The organism is Arthrobacter sp. R3-55, from assembly GCF_054161505.1.
The window spans coordinates 2,002,995-2,020,271 of record NZ_CP096423.1; the positions used below are offsets into that span (position 1 = coordinate 2,002,995).

Here is a 17,277-nt window from a genome sequence, read left to right on the forward strand (position 1 = left end):
CCCGCCTAGCGTTTCACTCACCACATGCCAGTGAATTGAGAGGCAGGCTAATCGATGAAATCGCTGTGGTTGGACCGGGAATCCCGCTTCATGTCCGACTCAATCCCCGAGGAAAAGCACTTTGACACCATAGTGGTGGGCGCCGGGCTCACAGGAATGGTGACCGCCCTGCTGTTGTCCAGATCAGGGCAACGCGTGGCCGTTTTCGAAGCCCGAACACTAGGTGCGGTGACCACCGGCAACACCACAGCCAAGCTGAGTCTCCTCCAAGGCGGAGCGCTGTCGGCCTTGCGCAGCCAGTACTCCCTGAAGGTAGTGCAGGCTTACGTGGAAGCCAACAAGACCGGGCAGGCCTGGCTGAGGCAGTACATGGAGCAGCAGGGTATCCCGTTTCAGCGCCGGACGGCGGTTACGTTCGCAACCACGGACGACGGCGGCCAACGGCTCCGGAAGGAGGCTGCGGTTTCGCGGGACGCAGGTCTGGACGTCCACTTCAGCAGGGACCCCGGGCTGCCGTTCCCGGTGGTGGAGGCGCTGGAACTGGAGGACCAGGCCCAGATTCATCCCATGGAGGTGTTGGAAACCCTCGCCAGGGACATCCGCGAACACGGCGGCCTCATTATTGAGGATATGCAGGTGCACAACGTGGGATCGGAGCAGCCCATGGAGGTCTCCACGCACAAGGGAACGTTCACCGCGGACACAGTGGTCCTGGCTACGGGCATCCCCATCCTGGACCGCGGCCTGTACTTCGCCAAGCTCGAGCCCAACCGGTCCTATGCGGCCGCCCTGAAGGTGCCCGGGGACATTCCGAAGGGAATGTACCTGTCCATCGATTCGCCCACGCGCTCCCAGCGCACGCAACCTACTCCCGAGGGGGAGCTGCTCCTGGTAGGCGGTTATGGCCACACCGGGGGCAGGGCGAAGTCGCCTAAAGCACACCTGGACGACTTGCTCGGGTGGGCAACGCAACATTACCCGGGAGCAGAGGTCACCCACACGTGGTCAGCGCAGGACTACCAAGCCACCAACTTGATGCCGTTTTTCGGCAAGCTTCCCCGCGGCCATGGACGGATCTTCTTCGGAACGGGTTACAACAAATGGGGGATGAGCAACGGGGTGGCAGCCGCACTGTCCATTACGTCGGACATCCTCGGTGGCCAGTCCGATTGGGCGAGCGTCATCCATCACAGGGTAACCTCGCCCCAAGGCGCTCTCCAGGCCGTCCGGCTCAATGCGGGCACCACCAAACGGATGGTGGAGGACAGGGCAAAAATCAAGGCCAATCCTGAGATCACCGATCAGACCCGTCCCGCCGAAGGAACAGGTGTGGTGGGCTTGTACAAGGGCGAGCCTGCGGCTGTGTCCACTGTGGATGGCAACGTCTGCATGGTTTCGGCCAGCTGTTCGCACCTGGGCGGCATCGTGAGCTGGAACGACGCCGAGAAATCATGGGACTGCCCCCTCCACGGTTCGCGATTCACCCCGGAGGGCAAGTACCTCGAAGGCCCGGCAACTCGCAATTTGCAAGAGTCTCCGATCAAGTCGACGGGAAAGAAGAAGGACTAGCTCAGCCGATCGACGCGCCGCCGGGCTTGGTCCGCGGCGCGTCGTTGCTGTGTTGCGGTCCTGACGGCTCGTTTCTTCTCCGATTCCGCGGATTCCGCATCACGGGTGATTCCAATGAGTTCAGCTTCAAGGGCGGCCAGACGCTTCTTGGCGTCTTCAATCCCGGACTTGAGGTCCGTTCGGCGCCCGGCCAGTTCGTTGACGGTTTCCCATGCGTCGGAAGCTGCCGATTCTGCCTCCTTGGCTGCTTGGTCGGCGGCCTCGAACTCTTTGCGGGCCTCATCAAGCGCTGCCTGTTGCTTGGCGGCACGCCGCTCGGCCAGGGATGTCGCTTCGTCCTTGGCGGATTTGCGGCTGGGTTCCTTCTCCTTGGACGGCACGTCGTGGGAAGGCGGAGCGCTCTTGGAACGTGCTGCTGTTTCCTTCCCGGCTGCGCGCTTCGCCGGGCTTCTTTCAGCTGAGACCTTCACATCCTCGTCGTCCGGCCCTGCTGCAGCGATGGCACCTGTCAGGTCCACAGCCTCGAAGCCACTGCCACTAAGGCCCCGGACCAGCCGGCCCGTCGTCACCGCGGCGCCGGCCCCGGCGTCGGCCATTGCCGCCCTGAAGGTCTGTTCAACATCGGCCGCTGCGGCAGCGCTGAGTGGAGCGCCCAATTCGGCAGCGAGATCCTTGGCCGAATGGACAGCTGTTGTCAGCTGGCTTTGCCGTTGCTGTCCGAGTTCGCGGAACGCTTCGGCATCGCCCTCCTCTTGGGCGGTTCTCAGCGAAACGCCAAAGCGTACGACGCCGTCAATCACCTCGGGCTGGTGAATGGCCAGCATGTTGATGGCCCAGGCGCCTGCAGCTGGTTTGGGAAGGCTGCTGATCGCCTTGGCCAGATCCTTGTTGCCGGCATCCTTCGCCTGACGGGCCAGCGCCGTTCTCTCAGCCGTGAAATTCCGAGGTGTCACGGCATAAAGCTCCTGGGCGGCATCGCGGAGGTCCATGCACTCATCCTAGGGTCAGCAATGGCTCATCCCGGTTCAGCAATGATTCGGGTGCATGTGCTCGTGCCGTCGATTGAGCCGCATGGCCTGGGGTCGAATCTTCAACCACTCGATGCTTAGGGTAGCCTAAGTCAAGTGGATCAGATCTTGAGTTTGCCATTCGGCGTCGCCCTCGCGGCGCTCTTTGCGATTGTCATGATCCGCGTCAACGTTACCTACTGGATAGGGCGGGGAGCTGTTGCCGGACTCGCCCACACTCGTTTCGGCGCTTCTTTGGAGCGGCCCAAAGCAGCCCGCGCCCAGGCCCTGATCCAGCGTTGGGGCCCGTACGCCGTCGTACTTTCCTTCCTGACCATCGGCCTCCAAACGGCCATCAACCTCGCAGCCGGCGCTGCCCGCATGCCACTGCGACGGTATGTGCCGGCCGCCGTAGCGGGTTCTGTCATCTGGGCGTTCCTCTACGCCACCATTGGTCTTGCTGCTTTGGAGGCGTGGTTGGCTGTTGCAGCAGCGTCACCTGTTGGTGCGGCGGTGGGGATCGTTGCCCTGGCGGTGGTCGTCGTCTGGGTTGTGGTGGTCCGTCGACGTCGGGCGAGGGCCAAATCAGCGGATACAGTGGTCTGAGTTCTACAGCTGGATCGGCGAAAGGCCTGGGTTGACTACTGCATTACCGGAACTGGCGGACGGCGATTTTTACTACGAAACACTGGGCGAGGGCCGCTACCGGTCCACCATTCACGCCCAAGGTGCCTGGAATCCCCATGAACAACACATGGCTCCGGCCTCGGGCATCATCGCCGATGCCCTGGTCCGTCACGAGCCACGGGACGATGTCCGCCTGGCACGGATCAGCTATGAAATCCTCGGGCTGATTCCCGGCGGCGAGTTCAAGGTCACCACCTCGACGTTGAGGCCGGGCCGGACCATCGAACTGATCCAGGCCGAGCTCTCCGCGGGAGGCCGTGTGGCCATTCGGGCCACCGCCTGGCGCATGGTCACCAGCGACACCAGCGCTGTAGCCGCAGTGGAAGACCAGCCGATGCCGGCCCCGGATGAATGCAAGCCGTGGGATGGCGCCAGCGTATGGCCCGGAGGGTACATCCGGTCCCTTGAGATGCGCATTGCCGAGGGACACCGGCCCGGATCAGGCAAAGTGTGGATCCGTACGTCCCATCCGCTGACAGACCACAACGACAGTACCGACCTTGCCCGCCTCATGGGCCTGGTGGATACCGCGAATGGCATAGCGGCCCGGGTTCCACCGGGCGAAAACAGCTACATTTTTCCCAACGTCGATCTTCAGATCCACATGTACCGGGCTCCGTCGGGTGAATGGCTGGGGCTTGATAACAAGGTTTCTTTCGGCTCCGACGGGATTGGCCTGACGTCCACCGTGCTCCACGATGTTGACGGACCCTTCGGCCGGGCCGAGCAGATCCTGACGTTGAGGAAGAGCTGATGGCCGGCTCGGAAACAGGGGGCCGCAAGCTCACGGTTTATCGGCAGGCCGAGTCGATGGGCGCAGCGGAAGACCTCGACTTCGCCTTGGAACTTCTTCAGCGTGCCCGCAGCGGCAAGCTTGGCCCTTCGCTTCGCCTGTACCGTCCGCTGCCGACCGTTGCTTTCGGGCAGCGGGACGCAAACCTGCCTGGCTTTCAGGCCGCGGAGGAGGCGTGCCGGGAACTGGGTTTCGAGCCATTGATACGAAAGGCCGGTGGCCGCGCGGCGGCTTACCACCAGGGGACGCTGGTGATAGACCACCTTGAGCCGCACCCCGATGCGATCGTTCGCGCCAAAGCCCGTTTTTCGGAGTTCGGTGAATTACTGGCCGGTGCGCTTCGCAGCGTTGGCGTTCACGCCGCCGTCGGGGAAATTCCCGGGGAGTACTGTCCGGGGGAGTTCAGTGTTCACGGTGAAGACCCTGATTTTCCCTCCCACCGCATCAAACTTATTGGTACTGCCCAGCGCGTTGTGTCCGGCGGTTGGCTTTTCAGCTCGGTCATTGTGGTGGAAGATTCCAAGCCCATCCGCGAGGTCCTCAAGGCCAGTTACGCCGCCTTGGGCCTTGAATGGGACCCGGCCACCGCCGGCGCCGCCAATGACCTTCTGCCGCACCTGGATGTCCATACCGTTGAAGATGCCGTGATCGAGGCTTACCGCGGGTACGCGGAAGTCGTCGACGGCGACTTCCGGAGCCTGGTGGGGTAAGGGCGGGAACCCTTGCCCTCCAAGCCCCGGAAGTTGCCTCGCCTGGCTCAGTGACCCCGGGCGATCCATTCATTCAGATGCGGCTTTTCTGCCCCGATGGTGGTGGAGTCCCCGTGGCCGGTGTGGACCACTGTCTCTTCCGGCAAGGTCAGGAGCTTGGTCCGGATGGATTCGATGATGGTGGGGAAGTCGCTGTACGAGCGTCCCGTAGCGCCCGGGCCGCCCTGGAAAAGGGTATCTCCGCTGAAGAGCGTCCCTTCGCCGGGCAGGTGGAAGGACACTGATCCCGGAGAGTGCCCGGGAGTGTGGATCGCCTTCAGGGATGCGCCGGCCACGAGGAACTCGTCGCCGTCCTTGATCGTGGCGTCCGGATCAGTTTCGGGGAACACCGCACTCCAGAGCATCCAGTCATCCTGGTGGAGATGAGTGGGAGCTTTGGCGAGCTCCGCGTATTGACCGGCCGAGCGGATATGGTCGTCATGGCCGTGCGTCAACAAAATGCCTTTGACCGTCCGGCCGCCCACGGCCTGGTGAATTGCCTCGGGGTTGTGGGCGGGGTCGATGACGATGCATTCGGAGTTGTCCCCGATGATCCAGACGTTGTTGTCCACATCCCAGGTTCCGCCGTCGAGCGAGAACGTTCCTGAGGTAACGACATGATCGATGGTCAGCGCGCTCACAGCTCAACCACCGATCGCAGGACGGCGCCGTGGTGCATCTTGTCGAAGGCCTCTTCCACTTGGTCGATGGTGATGCGCTCGGTCACGAACGCGTCCAGGTCCAGCTTGCCCTGCTTGTAGAGGTCCACCAGCATGGGGAAGTCCCTGGAGGGGAGGCAGTCGCCGTACCAGGATGACTTGAGCGATCCGCCGCGGCCAAAGACGTCCAGCAGCGGCAGTTCCAGGGTCATTTCCGGGGTGGGGACGCCTACCAGGACTACTGTCCCTGCGAGGTCGCGGGCGTAGAAGGCCTGCTTGTAGGTTTCCGGACGTCCGACGGCGTCAATCACCACGTCAGCGCCGAAACCTCCCGTGAGGGCCCGGATTTCCTCGATGGGGTCGCCCTTGGAGGAATCCACGGTGTGGGTTGCGCCGAGGTCCTTGGCGCGCTCGAGCTTTTTGGCGTCGATGTCCACGGCGATGATGGTGGTGGCGCCTGCGAGCGCGGCGCCTGCGATGGCTGCTACGCCTACGCCGCCGCAGCCAATAACGGCAACCGAGTCGCCCCGCTTGACGCCACCGGTGTTGAGCGCTGCGCCCAAACCTGCCATGACGCCGCAGCCGAGCAGCCCGACGGCGGCGGCATCGGCGTCGGGGTCTACTTTGGTGCATTGCCCGGCGGCAACGAGGGTCTTTTCGATGAATGCGCCGATGCCGAGGGCGGGGGAGAGTTCCGTGCCGTCTTCGAGGGTCATTTTCTGGGTGGCGTTGTGGGTGTTGAAGCAGTACTGGGCTTGGCCGCGGTTGCAGGCCCGGCAATTGCCGCATACTGCACGCCAGTTCAGGACCACGCGGTCCCCGGGGGCTACGTCGGTGACGTCAGGGCCTACTGCACTGACGACTCCGGTGGCTTCGTGGCCGAGCAGGAACGGGAAGTCGTCGCTGATGCCACCGAGTTTGTAGTGGAGGTCGGTGTGGCAGACGCCGCTGGTGAGGATGTCCACCAAGGCTTCGCCGGGACCGGGCTCGGGAACCAGGATGGTTTCGAGGGTTGCGGGTGCGCCTTTGGAGCGGACGACGACACCTTTGACTGCGTGGACCATGGAGTTGTTCCCTTCGGGGCTCGCGGAAAGCAGGCCCCGTTTAAAGCAGCAGGGCCCGCTGCGGATTCCCAATCTGTCTATCACAGGTGGCAGACAGTGTGTGGATTGTTCCGTGCGGGCCCTGGTGCGGTGACGCTTGGAGCCGGTGGGTTAGACAGTGACCAGGCGCTTTTCAACTTCCGCGGCTGAAGGGTTGGTGGCAGCGGTTCCGTCGGGGAAGAGGACGGTGGGGACGGTGCGGTTGCCGCCGTTGAGCTGCTCGACGAGTTCGGCCGTGCCATCTACTTCTTCGATGTTGATCTCGGTGTAGCCGATGCCCTTTGCGTCCAGCTGCTTCTTCAGTCGGTTGCAGTAGCCGCACCAGGTGGTTGAGAACATGGTGATGGTGCCGGAGTTGGGGGTGAAGTCCACAGAGCTCTCCTGAGTATTTGGTCGTTTGCACGGGATGGTTCGTTGTTATCAACGGTAACGCGTGGCCGAATAATTCCCTTTTGGGGCGAAGCCGGGTTACGTCACATCCTGCGCTGGTGCGTTCTGCCGGGAGAAGGCAGACTGTTGCACATGTGTGGACGTTATGTGATGGCCCGTGCGGTGGGGGACCTGCTTGCCGATTTCGACGCCGAACTTGAAAACGAGATTGCCCTTGAGAAGTCCTGGAATGTGGCACCCACCGATGCTGTTCCGATTGTCCTGGAGCGGTTGGTGGACGAAGACCTGAAGAGGCAGCTCCATGTTGCCAAATGGGGGCTGGTGCCATCGTGGGCCAAGGACCCCAAAGCCGGTGCGCGGCTGATCAATGCCCGCAGTGAAACGCTCCTGGAGAAGCCTTCCTTCAAGAAAGCCGCTGTTGCCCGGCGGTGCGCTGTTCCGGCCGATGGCTATTACGAGTGGAAAAAGGGCGAGGGTAAGAACAAGCAGCCCTACTACGTCCATCCGGGTGATGGCCAGGGCCTGGTTTTCGCCGGGTTGTATGAATGGTGGCGGGACCAGTCGGCGGCGGATGACGATCCAGGGCGCTGGTTGCTGTCCATGTCCATCCTGACGGCGGACACTCCAACTGCTGAGTCTGCCCGGACCAGGCGCAGTGCGTCGGTGTTTGACGAGCTCACTGCCCTCCACGACCGCGTTCCGCTGCCCATGGACAAAGAGACCATGGAGGCTTGGCTTAATCCGCGGGAGAAGGACGCTGCGGGGCTGGTGGAGATGGTCCGGTCACGGGCGCACGACGCTGCCGCCGGGTGGACGCTGGATCCTGTGGGCAGTGCCGTAGGAAACGTCCGCAACAACTCACCGGAACTTATTGAGCCGGTCGAAGGACTCTTCTGAGCTTAGAGAGCTTCGTTCACCGGTACGCCGGATTGGAATTCCCGGCCGTCGGCTTCGCTGAAGCCCGTCATGACGTGGCCTTTGCTCAGCCCGTGGATGGCCGACATGGGGAAGTTCCCGGTGATGACGTTTCCGGAGTGCTCCACGCCCTTGATGTCGTAGTTTTCCTCGGCGCTTAGGGAGTGGTTGAAGGAGTAGAACGAGATTGCCTCGCCGTTCATGAATTCGATGCCCAGCCTTCGTTGGGAGGAGTAATCCTCACTGGCAGCAACGAGGCCCACGACGTAAGCGCCGGAGCCTGGTATGTTCCCATCGATTTCGAACCGTGCCACCAGGTTCTCGTCCGATGCGGTGATGTTGACCTGCTTCAGGAGTGCGTCATTGGTACTCATGGCACAATCCTGCTCTGTGGACCCGCTGCCGTCCACCCCTTGACTTCATCCTTCCAACAGGCGGCGGATGTTCTCCTCTATGGAAGCCCTGTCAATGACCTGGCCTTGGCGGGCGGTCAGCAGATGCAAGGCAAGGCCATCACCATAGTCGGCTACCGACTCTGCCCGGGCCCTGGCATCGGGTACGTTGAGGTGCCCCAGAATCCGGACCAGCCCGGAAATCATTCGTTCGTGGCCGGCGGCGACCACACCGGGCTGGTCCAGGGCAAAGGTGAACCTGGCCCGGGTCAGTTCCGCGTTTTCCAGCGCCAGTCCCATGAGCGCGCCGGTGAGTTGTTCAGCTAAAGCTGCTACCGACGTCGGCGTTTCCCGCCCACCTTGTTGGAGAAGGAGGGTGTCCAGTTCTTCAACGCGGTCGACGGCGGCACTGACCAGGGCGGCGCGGCTGCGGAAATAGTTTGAGGTAGTTCCGACGGCCACGCCGGCTTGGGCGTCGACAGCCCGATGGGTGAGGCCCTTGAGGCCCTTGTCCGCCACGACCGCGAGGGCGGCGTCGGCAAGTTCTGTTCGTCGGTCCGGCATGGCGAAAGTCTAGCTTCAACTCCTATCGCTACTACAAATGTAGTAGTACAGTGTGGCCATGGAAAAAGTGGACATCATTGGTGGCGGTATTGCCGGCCTGGCGCTCGCAGGACGGCTCGATCCCGGCCGATTCGCCGTCACGGTCTACGAGCAGCGCCCCGAACTGCCAACGGTGGGAACAACCTTGGCCATGTGGGGGGAAGCCCAGCAAGCATTGTCTGAGCTGGGAATACTGGGGGCCGCGCGGAGCCGGGGAGCCACCATCAAAACCGGGGCGCTCCGCAGCCCCACGGGAGAACCCATGCTCTCCATGGAGGGGGAAGGGCTCATGGGGATTTCCCGCCCTGAACTGCTGGCACTGCTCGATTCCGCCGTGCCGGAAACTGTCCGCAGGATAATCGGCCGAGTAGACAAACTCCCCGCTGGGGCAGGACTGACCGTGGGGGCCGACGGAGTCAACAGCGTTGTGCGGCGTGACTACTGGGGAAAGCGAAGTGCGGCCCGGCCCACGCCGTTCCTCGCAGTCCGCGGAGTCATTCCAGGGACTCCCTCCACGTCGGACATAGGGGAGTACTGGGGCCGCGGTGAAATCTTTGGACTTGCACCTGCCGGAACAGGAACCAACTGGTACGCCTCCTTCCGCTCAGGCGCCGGCATGGACAAAGTGGACGTCGCAACGGCCCTTGAAATGACACGACGCCGGTATGCCCACTACTCACCAGCAGTGCTTAAGGTCTTGTCCCTTGCATCGCCGGAGAACTCACTGGCCCAACAGATATGGACCACCCCGCCCATGGGGCGCTATGTACGGGGAAACGTTGTATTGCTCGGGGACGCGGCGCATGCCATGACGCCCAACCTGGGCAGGGGCGCTTGCGAAGCATTGATAGATGCCGTGACCTTGGGGAAGCTCCTCAACGAAATGTCCCTTGAGGCGGCGCTCGCCGCCTACGGCAGGAAGCGGCTGTTGCGCACCCAGCAACTTCGCCTGGCCTCATCCCTCATGGGAAGCATCGCCCTCGCCCAGGGAATGCAACCCTGGCGCGATGCCCTCCTGAAGCAAGCGGGAAAGCAGGTGGCGAGGTCCAGGAGGAAGGCTGAAACTTCGAAGTAGGTTTTGTCCTGGCCCCGGCGTAAACTGGATCTATTCGAACATATCTTCGAATGAACTTATCGTCGGGAACCAGTGCAAATGAGGTGAGGAAAATGGGGCTGTTCAGCGAATCCGTGGAAGTCGGCTGCACGGAAACCGGCCAGCCACACACCGTCCAGTGGAAAGGGACGCAGTACACAGTCTCCAGTGAACCCGACCGGTGGTACGAGCGACGCCAATGGTGGCTGGAAGAAAGCCGTGCACCCTTGGGAACCGGAGCAGGACTGGTGGACCACGAAATATGGCGCGTCCAACTCCAACCCTCGCAAACAGATGCCCCAGCCCCCGCTGCCGGCCCCATCACCCTTGACCTGGTGCGCCATGTCAACAGCGGCAGATGGCGGCTCCTTCGGATCCATTCCGCTGCGCCGGCACGCGCAGTAGAGCCAGACGAAGCAGCGTGAACCCTTGAGCTTTACCCACCTGCACGTCTCTACTGCCTTCAGCGCACACTACGGTGTCTCCTGGCCCGATGAACTCGCCCAAACAGCCGCAGCAGACGGCGCCACCGCACTGGCCTGCACGGACCGCGACGGCCTGTACGGCACCATCAAACACCTCAAAGCCTGCATGGACGCCGGCATCGATCCCATCGTCGGGGTGGACCTGGCAGTCTTCGACGACGACGGCGACCACCGCACCCAAGTCGCGGGCCGCGTCGTCGTACTCGCCCATGGCAACAACAACGGTGCCGGATACCGTGCACTCTGCCGGCTCATCTCCGACGCCCACGTACGCACCTCAGGCAAGGCAGGGGGAGTGATACCGGTAGCAGTCACCCGCGGTGAACTGGCATCAAGGACATTGGATCCCCAAACCCTCAAACCCGTGCTGACAGTCCTGATCGGACCCGACTCAGATGTAGGACAAGCCATGGGAGGCCGGAAGTACCTCCGGCCAAGAACACTCTTCAAACAATGGATCGACGCCATGCCTCCCGGCACGGTGGTCGCAGAAGTCGTCACGCACCTCAGCGCCCCCGGAGTTCCACTCAGCACCGCCCATGCCGTGCGGATGCTCAAACTGGCCCTCGAATACAACATCCCAGCAGTCCTCACCAACGCCGTGCGCTATTGCGCCCAGGACGGCGCCGCCACCGCAGACGTCCTGGACTCCGCACGCACCCTCAAATCACTCCCGGAACTTTCAGCAGCCCCCATGCTCCAACCAACAGGACAAGGTTGGCTCAAAAATGCCCATCACATGATCCAACTCGGCAAAGAAATCATGACCGCGGCAGGGCAAGGAAAAGCAGACCTCCACAAACTCCTCGCCAACACCGAAGCGCTCGCCGACAAATGCCGCATCGACCCCGTCCTGGACATGGGATGGAAAAAACCTGTGGTTCCAGAAGCATCCATTATCGGCATCGAGAACGACCCCATGGTGGAACTGACACAGCGGTGCCATGCCGGGATCACCAAACGATTCCCGGGCATCACGGGAGAAGCAGAAAAGCAGGTGCGCTCGCGGTTGGAGCATGAGCTTGGCATCATCGCACGGCTTGGCTTTGCTTCCTACTTCCTCACCGTTGCCGAGGTATCAAGAATGATCCTTGAAATGGGCGTCAGGGTTGCCGCAAGGGGATCCGGTGCATCCAGCTTGGTGAACTACCTGATTGATATCAGCCAAGTGGACCCGATCCGCCACGACCTCATTTTTGAACGCTTCCTGTCCGGCCGCCGGTCAACCCTCCCAGACATCGATATCGACGTCGAAAGCGCCGAAAGGCACAACGTCTACCGAAAGATCTTCGATCGCTTTGGTGCTGAGCGGGTCACCCTGATGAGCATGCAAAACGGGTACAGGGCCAGGGGAGCTGTTAGGGACGCAGGCCTCGCACTGGGAATGGATGACGGCGAAGTCGGCGAAATTGCCAAGCAGCTGTGGAGGTTCTCAGCGCGCAAATTCCGTGAGGCGCTGGTTGAGAAACCAGAACTGCGCTCCTTTGCAGAACGGGTGGAGCAAGGAGGCCTGGGCGAAAACCAGCAACTCGATCTCCTGGTGGACCTTACCGAAAGGTTGGACCGACTTCCCCGGCATATCTCCATGCATCCATGTGGTGTGATTTTGGGAGATGCGACCCTCTTGGACCGCACCCCTGTCCAGCCCAGCGGGTTGGGTCTGCCCATGAGCCAGTTCGACAAGCACGACATGGATCCCATGGGAATGCTCAAGCTCGATGTCCTGGGCGTTCGCATGCAAAGTGCCATGGCTTTTGCTGTCCGGGAAGTCATTCGCCTCCATCCTTCCAAAGCTGAAGTAGTAGCTGCCGGACGGCATCCTGTGAAACCGGGAGGGAAAGGTCCGGACTTTATCGCCGAGGACGGCAGGATCGATCTCAATGCAGTCCCCTTTGACGACGAACCCACTTTCGAGCTGATACGCAGCACCCACACACTGGGTTGTTTCCAGATTGAGTCCCCGGGGCAGCGGGAGCTCATTGGAAAGATGGCGCCCCGGGAATTCAATGACCTCATTATCGATATTTCACTCTTCAGGCCCGGGCCCATGAAATCTGACATGGTTCGGCCCTTCCTTGAACACAGGCATGGGTTCGCTCCTGAAAAGTATCCCCACCCTGACCTCAAACCTGCTTTGCAGGAAACGCATGGAGTGACCGTCTTCCATGAACAAATCCTCAAGACCTTCCATGTCATGACCGGATGCGGCTTGGACAGGGCTGACGAGTTCCGCCGCGCATTGGGCAATGAAGTCCTTGAGCCAGGAGTGGAGAGTTACTTTCGACGGGAAGCCATCAAGAATTACTCACCCGAGGTGGTGGACGCAGTGTGGGGAACGTTGAAAGCCTTTGGCAGTTTTGGCTTCTGCAAGGCCCATGGAGCAGCCTTTGCCGTACCCACCTATCAATCTGCATGGCTGAAAGCCCACCATCCGGAAGCCTTCCTGGCGGGACTATGGGAACACGACCCCGGGATGTACCCCAAGCGCCTCCTGGTGGCCGAAGCGCGCCGACTCGGCATCCCCATCCTGCCGTTGGACATCAACCGCAGCCAAGCGGAATACCGGGTGGAAAAAATCCAGGACGGTCCGCAGCAGGGCAAACTTGGCATCCGCCTGAGTCTCACGGGAATCTATGGGCTTTCGGGGGCTGAACTGAAGAGGATCGTGGCAGGCCAACCCTATGATTCCCTGGCGGACTTACGTGCCCGGGCAAGGGTGAGCAAGCCCAACATCAAAAGGCTCGCCCAGCTTGGGGCTTTTGATGTCCTCCATAAGGATTCCGGTGGCAAGGCCAACCGGGCTGACCTGGTGCACCACCTCCAGGCCCTACAAAGCAGTCCCACCAAGAAAACGTCCGACGTCATTGAAGGACAACTGTCCTTTGCATTGGGTGATATTGAGCTGCGGAACCTGGCGCCGGAACTTCCGGAGCCCTCCATGGTGGATAACGTCCGGGCAGAGCTTGACTTGATGGCGGTAGATGTCAGCGGGCACCTCATGGACAGCCATCGCCCTCTGCTGGACAAGCTCGGCGTTACCACGGCAGATAAGCTCCTTGGACTTCGCAACGGGACAGAGGTGCTGGTAGCGGGAGTGAGGGTTGCAACCCAAACCCCGCCCATGCGCGGTGGCAGGCGGGTGGTCTTCATCAGCATCGATGACGGTACTGGTTGCGTGGACTCCGTCTTTTTCCATGAAGCCCAGGAAGAATCCGGACCCCTGCTGTTTGGCACCCGTTTGTTGCTGATCCGGGGAACCACCAGACGGACAGGTCCCAAGGGCATCAGCCTCAGCGCCACCAAAGCCTGGGACTTGAGCCGGCCGGAAACGTTGCCCTTTGCCGAACTCCTTCCTTCCGGCGGTGCTCCGCCGGATGAATACACCCACAGAGGTGCACTGCACGGCATCTCCAGGAACCTCGCCATCACTGGTCTGGGCAGCTGAACAGTGAGCTGCTGAGGGCTTCGGCGCGCTGCTTTGGCCGCCCCCGTGGAAGCAGATACGATTGACGGTGGCTGGCTGTGGTCCCCGTACGCCACAAGCTATGAAGCCTTAACCATGAATAGGAGACACCCGTGTCAGATGCCCAACAGATCACCCTCATCGTCGATGGCGAAGAGACCAAGGTGACGGAAGGGACTACCGGCGCGGAACTCTTCTTCGAGCGCCGCGACGTCGTTGTAGCCCGAGTCAACGGAGTGCTGACGGACCTTGACCAGGTCCTCGCCGAGGGCGCCAACATCGAAGGCGTCACCATTGAATCGCCCGACGGCCTCAATGTCCTTCGCCACTCCACCGCCCACGTCATGGCCCAGGCTGTGCAGCAGCTGCGCCCCGACGCCAAGCTTGGCATTGGCCCTTACATCACGGACGGCTTCTACTTCGACTTCGACGTCGCTGAGCCCTTCACCCCGGAAGACCTCCGCACCCTGGAAAAGATGATGCAGAAAATCATCAACCAGAACCAGAAGTTCGTCCGCCGTGTGGTTACTGAAGAAGAAGCCCGCGAAGCAATGTCCAACGAGCCCTACAAACTGGAGCTGTTGGGCAAGAAGAACGACTCAACCGACGCCGCTGAAGGCGTCAACGTTGAGGTCGGTGCCGGCGACATCACTATCTACGACAATGTGGATCGCAAGAGCGGCGAAAGCATCTGGTGCGACCTTTGCCGCGGTCCCCACCTGCAGAACACCAAAATCATCTCCAACGCCTTCGCATTGACGCGTTCTTCCGCTGCCTACTGGCTGGGCAACCAGAACAACCAGCAGCTCCAGCGCATCTACGGAACCGCCTGGCCCACCAAGGAAGCACTCAAGGCCTACCAGGAGCGGATTGCCGAAGCTGAGCGCCGCGACCACCGCAAGCTTGGCGTGGAGCTTGACCTCTTCTCCTTCCCTGACGAGCTCGGCTCGGGCCTTCCGGTCTTCCACCCCAAGGGCGGCATCATCCGCAAGGCCATGGAGGACTACTCCCGTCAGCGCCACGTGGATGCAGGCTACGAGTTCGTCTACACCCCGCACATCACCAAGGGCCACCTCTACGAGGTTTCCGGACACCTTGACTGGTACAAGGACGGCATGTTCCCCGCGATGCAGGTGGACGCCGAATTCAACGAAGACGGCAGCGTGCGCAAGCCGGCCCAGGACTACTACCTGAAGCCGATGAACTGCCCCATGCACAACCTGATCTTCCGCTCACGCGGCCGGTCCTACCGCGAGCTTCCGCTGCGCCTGTTCGAATTCGGATCGGTGTACCGCTACGAAAAGTCCGGCGTTGTCCACGGCCTGACCCGCGTCCGTGGCATGACACAGGATGACGCCCACATCTACTGCACCCGCGAGCAGATGAAGGACGAGCTCACCACCACGTTGAACTTTGTCCTGGGCCTCCTCAAGGACTACGGCCTGGACGACTTCTACCTGGAGCTCTCCACCAAGAACGAAGAAAAGTTCGTTGGTGACGACGCTGCTTGGGAGGAAGCTACCCGCACGTTGTCCGAGGTTGCCGCTGCCTCCGGCCTGGAACTGGTGCCGGATCCGGGTGGAGCTGCCTTCTACGGCCCTAAGATCTCGGTGCAGGCCAAGGACGCCCTCGGCAGGACCTGGCAGATGTCCACCATCCAGCTGGACTTCAACTTGCCGGAGCGCTTCGAGCTCGAGTACCAGGCTGCGGATGGAACCCGGCAACGTCCTGTCATGATTCACCGGGCACTCTTCGGATCCGTGGAACGCTTCATGGGCGTCCTCACGGAGCACTACGCAGGTGCGTTCCCCGCATGGCTCGCTCCCGTCCAGGTTGTGGGTATCCCGGTGGCCGAGACCTTCAACGACTACATGTTCGACGTCGTTGGGCAGCTTAAGGCGGCAGGCATCCGGGCCGAAGTGGACATCTCCTCAGACCGGTTCCCCAAGAAGATCCGCACGGCAAGCAAGGACAAGATTCCCTTCGTCCTGATTGCAGGCGGTGAGGACGCCGAGGCCGGTGCGGTCTCGTTCCGCTTCCGCGACGGCAGCCAGGACAACGGCGTGCCGGTGGCAGAGGCGGTCCGCAGGATTGTGGACGCCGTCAAGAACCGCGAGAGCTGACGGAACGGACACAGAGACGGTGCAGGAGAACACAGGCGCGGCGGCCGGGATTCCGGGCGACGCCGAGGTAACCGATGACTTCGGATTGGCGGGCGTGCCGGACGCGTTTCAGCGCCTGTGGACTCCGCACCGCATGGCCTACATCAAGGGCGGGCAGGATCAGTTCAAGAACAAGGACGACTGCCCGTTCTGTGTAGGGCCCACACGCTCGGACGAGGAATCCCTGATCGTGTACCGGGGAAGGACCTGCTATGTGGTCTTGAACCTTTTCCCGTACAACCCGGGGCACTTGCTGATATGCCCCTACCGCCATGTCCCCGACTACACGGACATCACGGTGGAGGAGACGGCAGAGTTCGCCGACCTCACCCAAACCGCCATGCGGGTACTGCGGAAAGTGTCCAACCCCAGTGGCTTCAACCTTGGGATGAACCAAGGCGTCACCGGTGGCGCGGGAATCGCAGCACATCTCCACCAGCACGTGGTTCCGCGCTGGGGTGGGGACGGCAACTTCTTCCCCATCATCGCCCAGACCAAGGCCATCACGCAGACATTGGACGAAGTCCGCAAGCTCGTGGCCGAAGCCTGGCCGGGGGAGTCGAATGCTCAATAGGCATGCGCGCGGCTTCTTCACATCACTTTTCACACCACTTGCGCGTTGGCTCCTCAAGATCGGCGTGTCCCCTGACGCGGTGACCATGGCGGGCACGGCCGGCTGGGCGGCCTTGTACTGTACCCGCTGGGGCACCTCTGGTGGGGTTCCGTGGTGGTGGCTTTCTTCGCCTTCTCCGACGTTGTTGATGGCATCATGGCACGGCTTCAAGGCAGGAGCGGAGGCTGGGGCAATTTCCTGGATTCCACCCTGGACCGTTTGGCCGACGGAGCGATCTTTGCGGGCATTACCATCTGGTTCTTCACCCACGGTGAGGATCCCGCGATCGGAACTGCCGCCGTCGTCTGCCTTGTCCTGGGCATGGTTGTCTCCTACGCCAGGGCAAAAGCTGAATCACTGGGCTATCAGGCCAGTGTGGGCATCGCGGAACGGGCTGAGCGTTTGGCATCCGTACTGCTCATTACGGGCCTGACCGGTTTGGGCCTCCCGCCCGTGGTGCTGTTCGGGACACTGGTCCTGCTGGCATTGGCGAGCGTCGTGACCATCATCCAGCGGATGTCCGCAGTGCACCGGCAGGCCCTGGCCGAGACTGACGAAGCTGCTGCCGGCTAGCGACTAACCTCCCACCCGTTC

General features: G+C 61.8%; 16 protein-coding genes and 1 pseudogene. 11 read left to right on the plus strand and 6 right to left on the minus strand.

Going from position 1 to position 17,277, the window contains the following annotated elements:
• The first annotated feature begins 54 nt into the window (after positions 1 to 54).
• The gene (locus tag M1D51_RS09400) at positions 55 to 1,569 is read left to right on the plus strand and encodes an FAD-dependent oxidoreductase (RefSeq protein ID WP_458109296.1); all 1,515 of its coding nucleotides are present in this window, start codon (positions 55 to 57) and stop codon (positions 1,567 to 1,569) included.
• Here the strand turns inward: M1D51_RS09400 and M1D51_RS09405 are convergent.
• The gene (locus tag M1D51_RS09405; RefSeq protein ID WP_458109297.1) at positions 1,566 to 2,558 is read right to left on the minus strand and encodes a hypothetical protein; all 993 of its coding nucleotides are present in this window, start codon (positions 2,556 to 2,558) and stop codon (positions 1,566 to 1,568) included. The two genes, M1D51_RS09400 and M1D51_RS09405, sit on opposite strands and share 4 nt — an antisense overlap.
• Before the next feature lie 135 nt (positions 2,559 to 2,693).
• On the opposite strand from M1D51_RS09405, the gene M1D51_RS09410 reads away from it, so the two are divergent.
• The 3 genes from M1D51_RS09410 to M1D51_RS09420 are packed head-to-tail and all read left to right on the plus strand — an operon-like array spanning position 2,694 to position 4,766.
• A complete protein-coding gene (locus M1D51_RS09410) occupies positions 2,694 to 3,182 on the plus strand; it encodes a DedA family protein (RefSeq protein ID WP_458109298.1) in 489 nt (162 codons plus the stop codon).
• A gap of 31 nt (positions 3,183 to 3,213) precedes the next feature.
• On the plus strand, positions 3,214 to 4,017 hold the full coding sequence (locus M1D51_RS09415; protein ID WP_458109299.1) for a thioesterase family protein: 804 nt from the start codon (positions 3,214 to 3,216) through the stop codon (positions 4,015 to 4,017).
• Complete coding sequence (locus M1D51_RS09420) at positions 4,017 to 4,766, plus strand: lipoate--protein ligase family protein (RefSeq protein WP_458109300.1); 750 nt, start codon at positions 4,017 to 4,019, stop codon at positions 4,764 to 4,766. Before M1D51_RS09415 ends, M1D51_RS09420 begins: the two co-directional genes overlap by 1 nt.
• A 47-nt stretch (positions 4,767 to 4,813) precedes the next feature.
• Here the strand turns inward: M1D51_RS09420 and M1D51_RS09425 are convergent, their stop codons facing one another.
• The 3 genes from M1D51_RS09425 to M1D51_RS09435 form a co-directional block, all read right to left on the minus strand.
• The gene (locus M1D51_RS09425; protein WP_458109301.1) at positions 4,814 to 5,446 is read right to left on the minus strand and encodes an MBL fold metallo-hydrolase; all 633 of its coding nucleotides are present in this window, start codon (positions 5,444 to 5,446) and stop codon (positions 4,814 to 4,816) included.
• Positions 5,443 to 6,528, minus strand: a complete 1,086-nt coding sequence (locus M1D51_RS09430; protein ID WP_026542440.1) for an S-(hydroxymethyl)mycothiol dehydrogenase — start codon at positions 6,526 to 6,528, stop codon at positions 5,443 to 5,445. Before M1D51_RS09430 ends, M1D51_RS09425 begins: the two co-directional genes overlap by 4 nt.
• Positions 6,529 to 6,678: 150 nt before the next feature.
• A complete protein-coding gene (locus M1D51_RS09435) occupies positions 6,679 to 6,939 on the minus strand; it encodes a mycoredoxin (protein WP_458109302.1) in 261 nt (86 codons plus the stop codon).
• A gap of 168 nt (positions 6,940 to 7,107) precedes the next feature.
• Between M1D51_RS09435 and M1D51_RS09440 the strand changes: the two genes are divergently transcribed.
• Positions 7,108 to 7,854 carry an SOS response-associated peptidase gene (locus M1D51_RS09440; RefSeq protein WP_253951431.1) on the plus strand — a complete coding sequence of 249 codons (747 nt, stop codon included), beginning with the start codon at positions 7,108 to 7,110 and terminating at the stop codon, positions 7,852 to 7,854.
• 2 nt (positions 7,855 to 7,856) lie between these two features.
• Here M1D51_RS09440 and M1D51_RS09445 read toward each other — a convergent pair whose 3' ends face one another.
• Together M1D51_RS09445 and M1D51_RS09450 are read right to left on the minus strand one after the other, a co-directional pair.
• Entirely contained in the window at positions 7,857 to 8,246 is a 390-nt protein-coding gene (locus tag M1D51_RS09445; RefSeq protein ID WP_172322990.1) for a hypothetical protein, read from the minus strand.
• 45 nt (positions 8,247 to 8,291) lie between these two features.
• Positions 8,292 to 8,828: a TetR/AcrR family transcriptional regulator gene (locus M1D51_RS09450; RefSeq protein WP_458109303.1), complete on the minus strand. Its 537-nt coding sequence runs from the start codon at positions 8,826 to 8,828 to the stop codon at positions 8,292 to 8,294.
• A gap of 52 nt (positions 8,829 to 8,880) precedes the next feature.
• Between M1D51_RS09450 and M1D51_RS09455 the strand changes: the two genes are divergently transcribed.
• The 6 genes and pseudogenes from M1D51_RS09455 (at position 8,881) to pgsA (ending at position 17,256) form a co-directional block, all read left to right on the plus strand.
• Positions 8,881 to 9,942, plus strand: a complete 1,062-nt coding sequence (locus M1D51_RS09455; protein WP_458109304.1) for an FAD-dependent monooxygenase — start codon at positions 8,881 to 8,883, stop codon at positions 9,940 to 9,942.
• A gap of 92 nt (positions 9,943 to 10,034) precedes the next feature.
• Positions 10,035 to 10,385: a DUF6504 family protein gene (locus tag M1D51_RS09460; protein ID WP_458109305.1), complete on the plus strand. Its 351-nt coding sequence runs from the start codon at positions 10,035 to 10,037 to the stop codon at positions 10,383 to 10,385.
• A 4-nt stretch (positions 10,386 to 10,389) separates the two neighbouring features.
• Entirely contained in the window at positions 10,390 to 13,890 is a 3,501-nt protein-coding gene (locus M1D51_RS09465) for a DNA polymerase III subunit alpha (protein WP_458109306.1), read from the plus strand.
• 131 nt (positions 13,891 to 14,021) lie between these two features.
• Positions 14,022 to 16,031 (plus strand): threonine--tRNA ligase, encoded by a 2,010-nt coding sequence (gene thrS, locus M1D51_RS09470; protein ID WP_172322995.1) that lies wholly within the window; start codon positions 14,022 to 14,024, stop codon positions 16,029 to 16,031.
• 19 nt (positions 16,032 to 16,050) lie between these two features.
• On the plus strand, positions 16,051 to 16,644 hold the full coding sequence (locus M1D51_RS09475; RefSeq protein ID WP_172322996.1) for an HIT family protein: 594 nt from the start codon (positions 16,051 to 16,053) through the stop codon (positions 16,642 to 16,644).
• Positions 16,634 to 17,256, plus strand: a pseudogene (gene pgsA / locus M1D51_RS09480) (phosphatidylinositol phosphate synthase). Before M1D51_RS09475 ends, pgsA begins: the two are co-directional and overlap by 11 nt.
• Positions 17,257 to 17,277 lie beyond the last annotated feature (21 nt).

What these genes read in the sequence shown, in the direction of transcription:
- M1D51_RS09400 (WP_458109296.1), top strand. Translation starts at nt 55, where the DNA reads ATGAAATCGCTGTGGTTGGACCGGGAATCCCGCTTCATGTCCGACTCA.
- M1D51_RS09405 (WP_458109297.1), bottom strand. Translation starts at nt 2,558, where the DNA reads ATGGACCTCCGCGATGCCGCCCAGGAGCTTTATGCCGTGACACCTCGG.
- M1D51_RS09420 (WP_458109300.1), top strand. Translation starts at nt 4,017, where the DNA reads ATGGCCGGCTCGGAAACAGGGGGCCGCAAGCTCACGGTTTATCGGCAG.
- M1D51_RS09430 (WP_026542440.1), bottom strand. Translation starts at nt 6,528, where the DNA reads ATGGTCCACGCAGTCAAAGGTGTCGTCGTCCGCTCCAAAGGCGCACCC.
- M1D51_RS09440 (WP_253951431.1), top strand. Translation starts at nt 7,108, where the DNA reads ATGGCCCGTGCGGTGGGGGACCTGCTTGCCGATTTCGACGCCGAACTT.
- M1D51_RS09445 (WP_172322990.1), bottom strand. Translation starts at nt 8,246, where the DNA reads ATGAGTACCAATGACGCACTCCTGAAGCAGGTCAACATCACCGCATCG.
- M1D51_RS09450 (WP_458109303.1), bottom strand. Translation starts at nt 8,828, where the DNA reads ATGCCGGACCGACGAACAGAACTTGCCGACGCCGCCCTCGCGGTCGTG.
- M1D51_RS09460 (WP_458109305.1), top strand. Translation starts at nt 10,035, where the DNA reads ATGGGGCTGTTCAGCGAATCCGTGGAAGTCGGCTGCACGGAAACCGGC.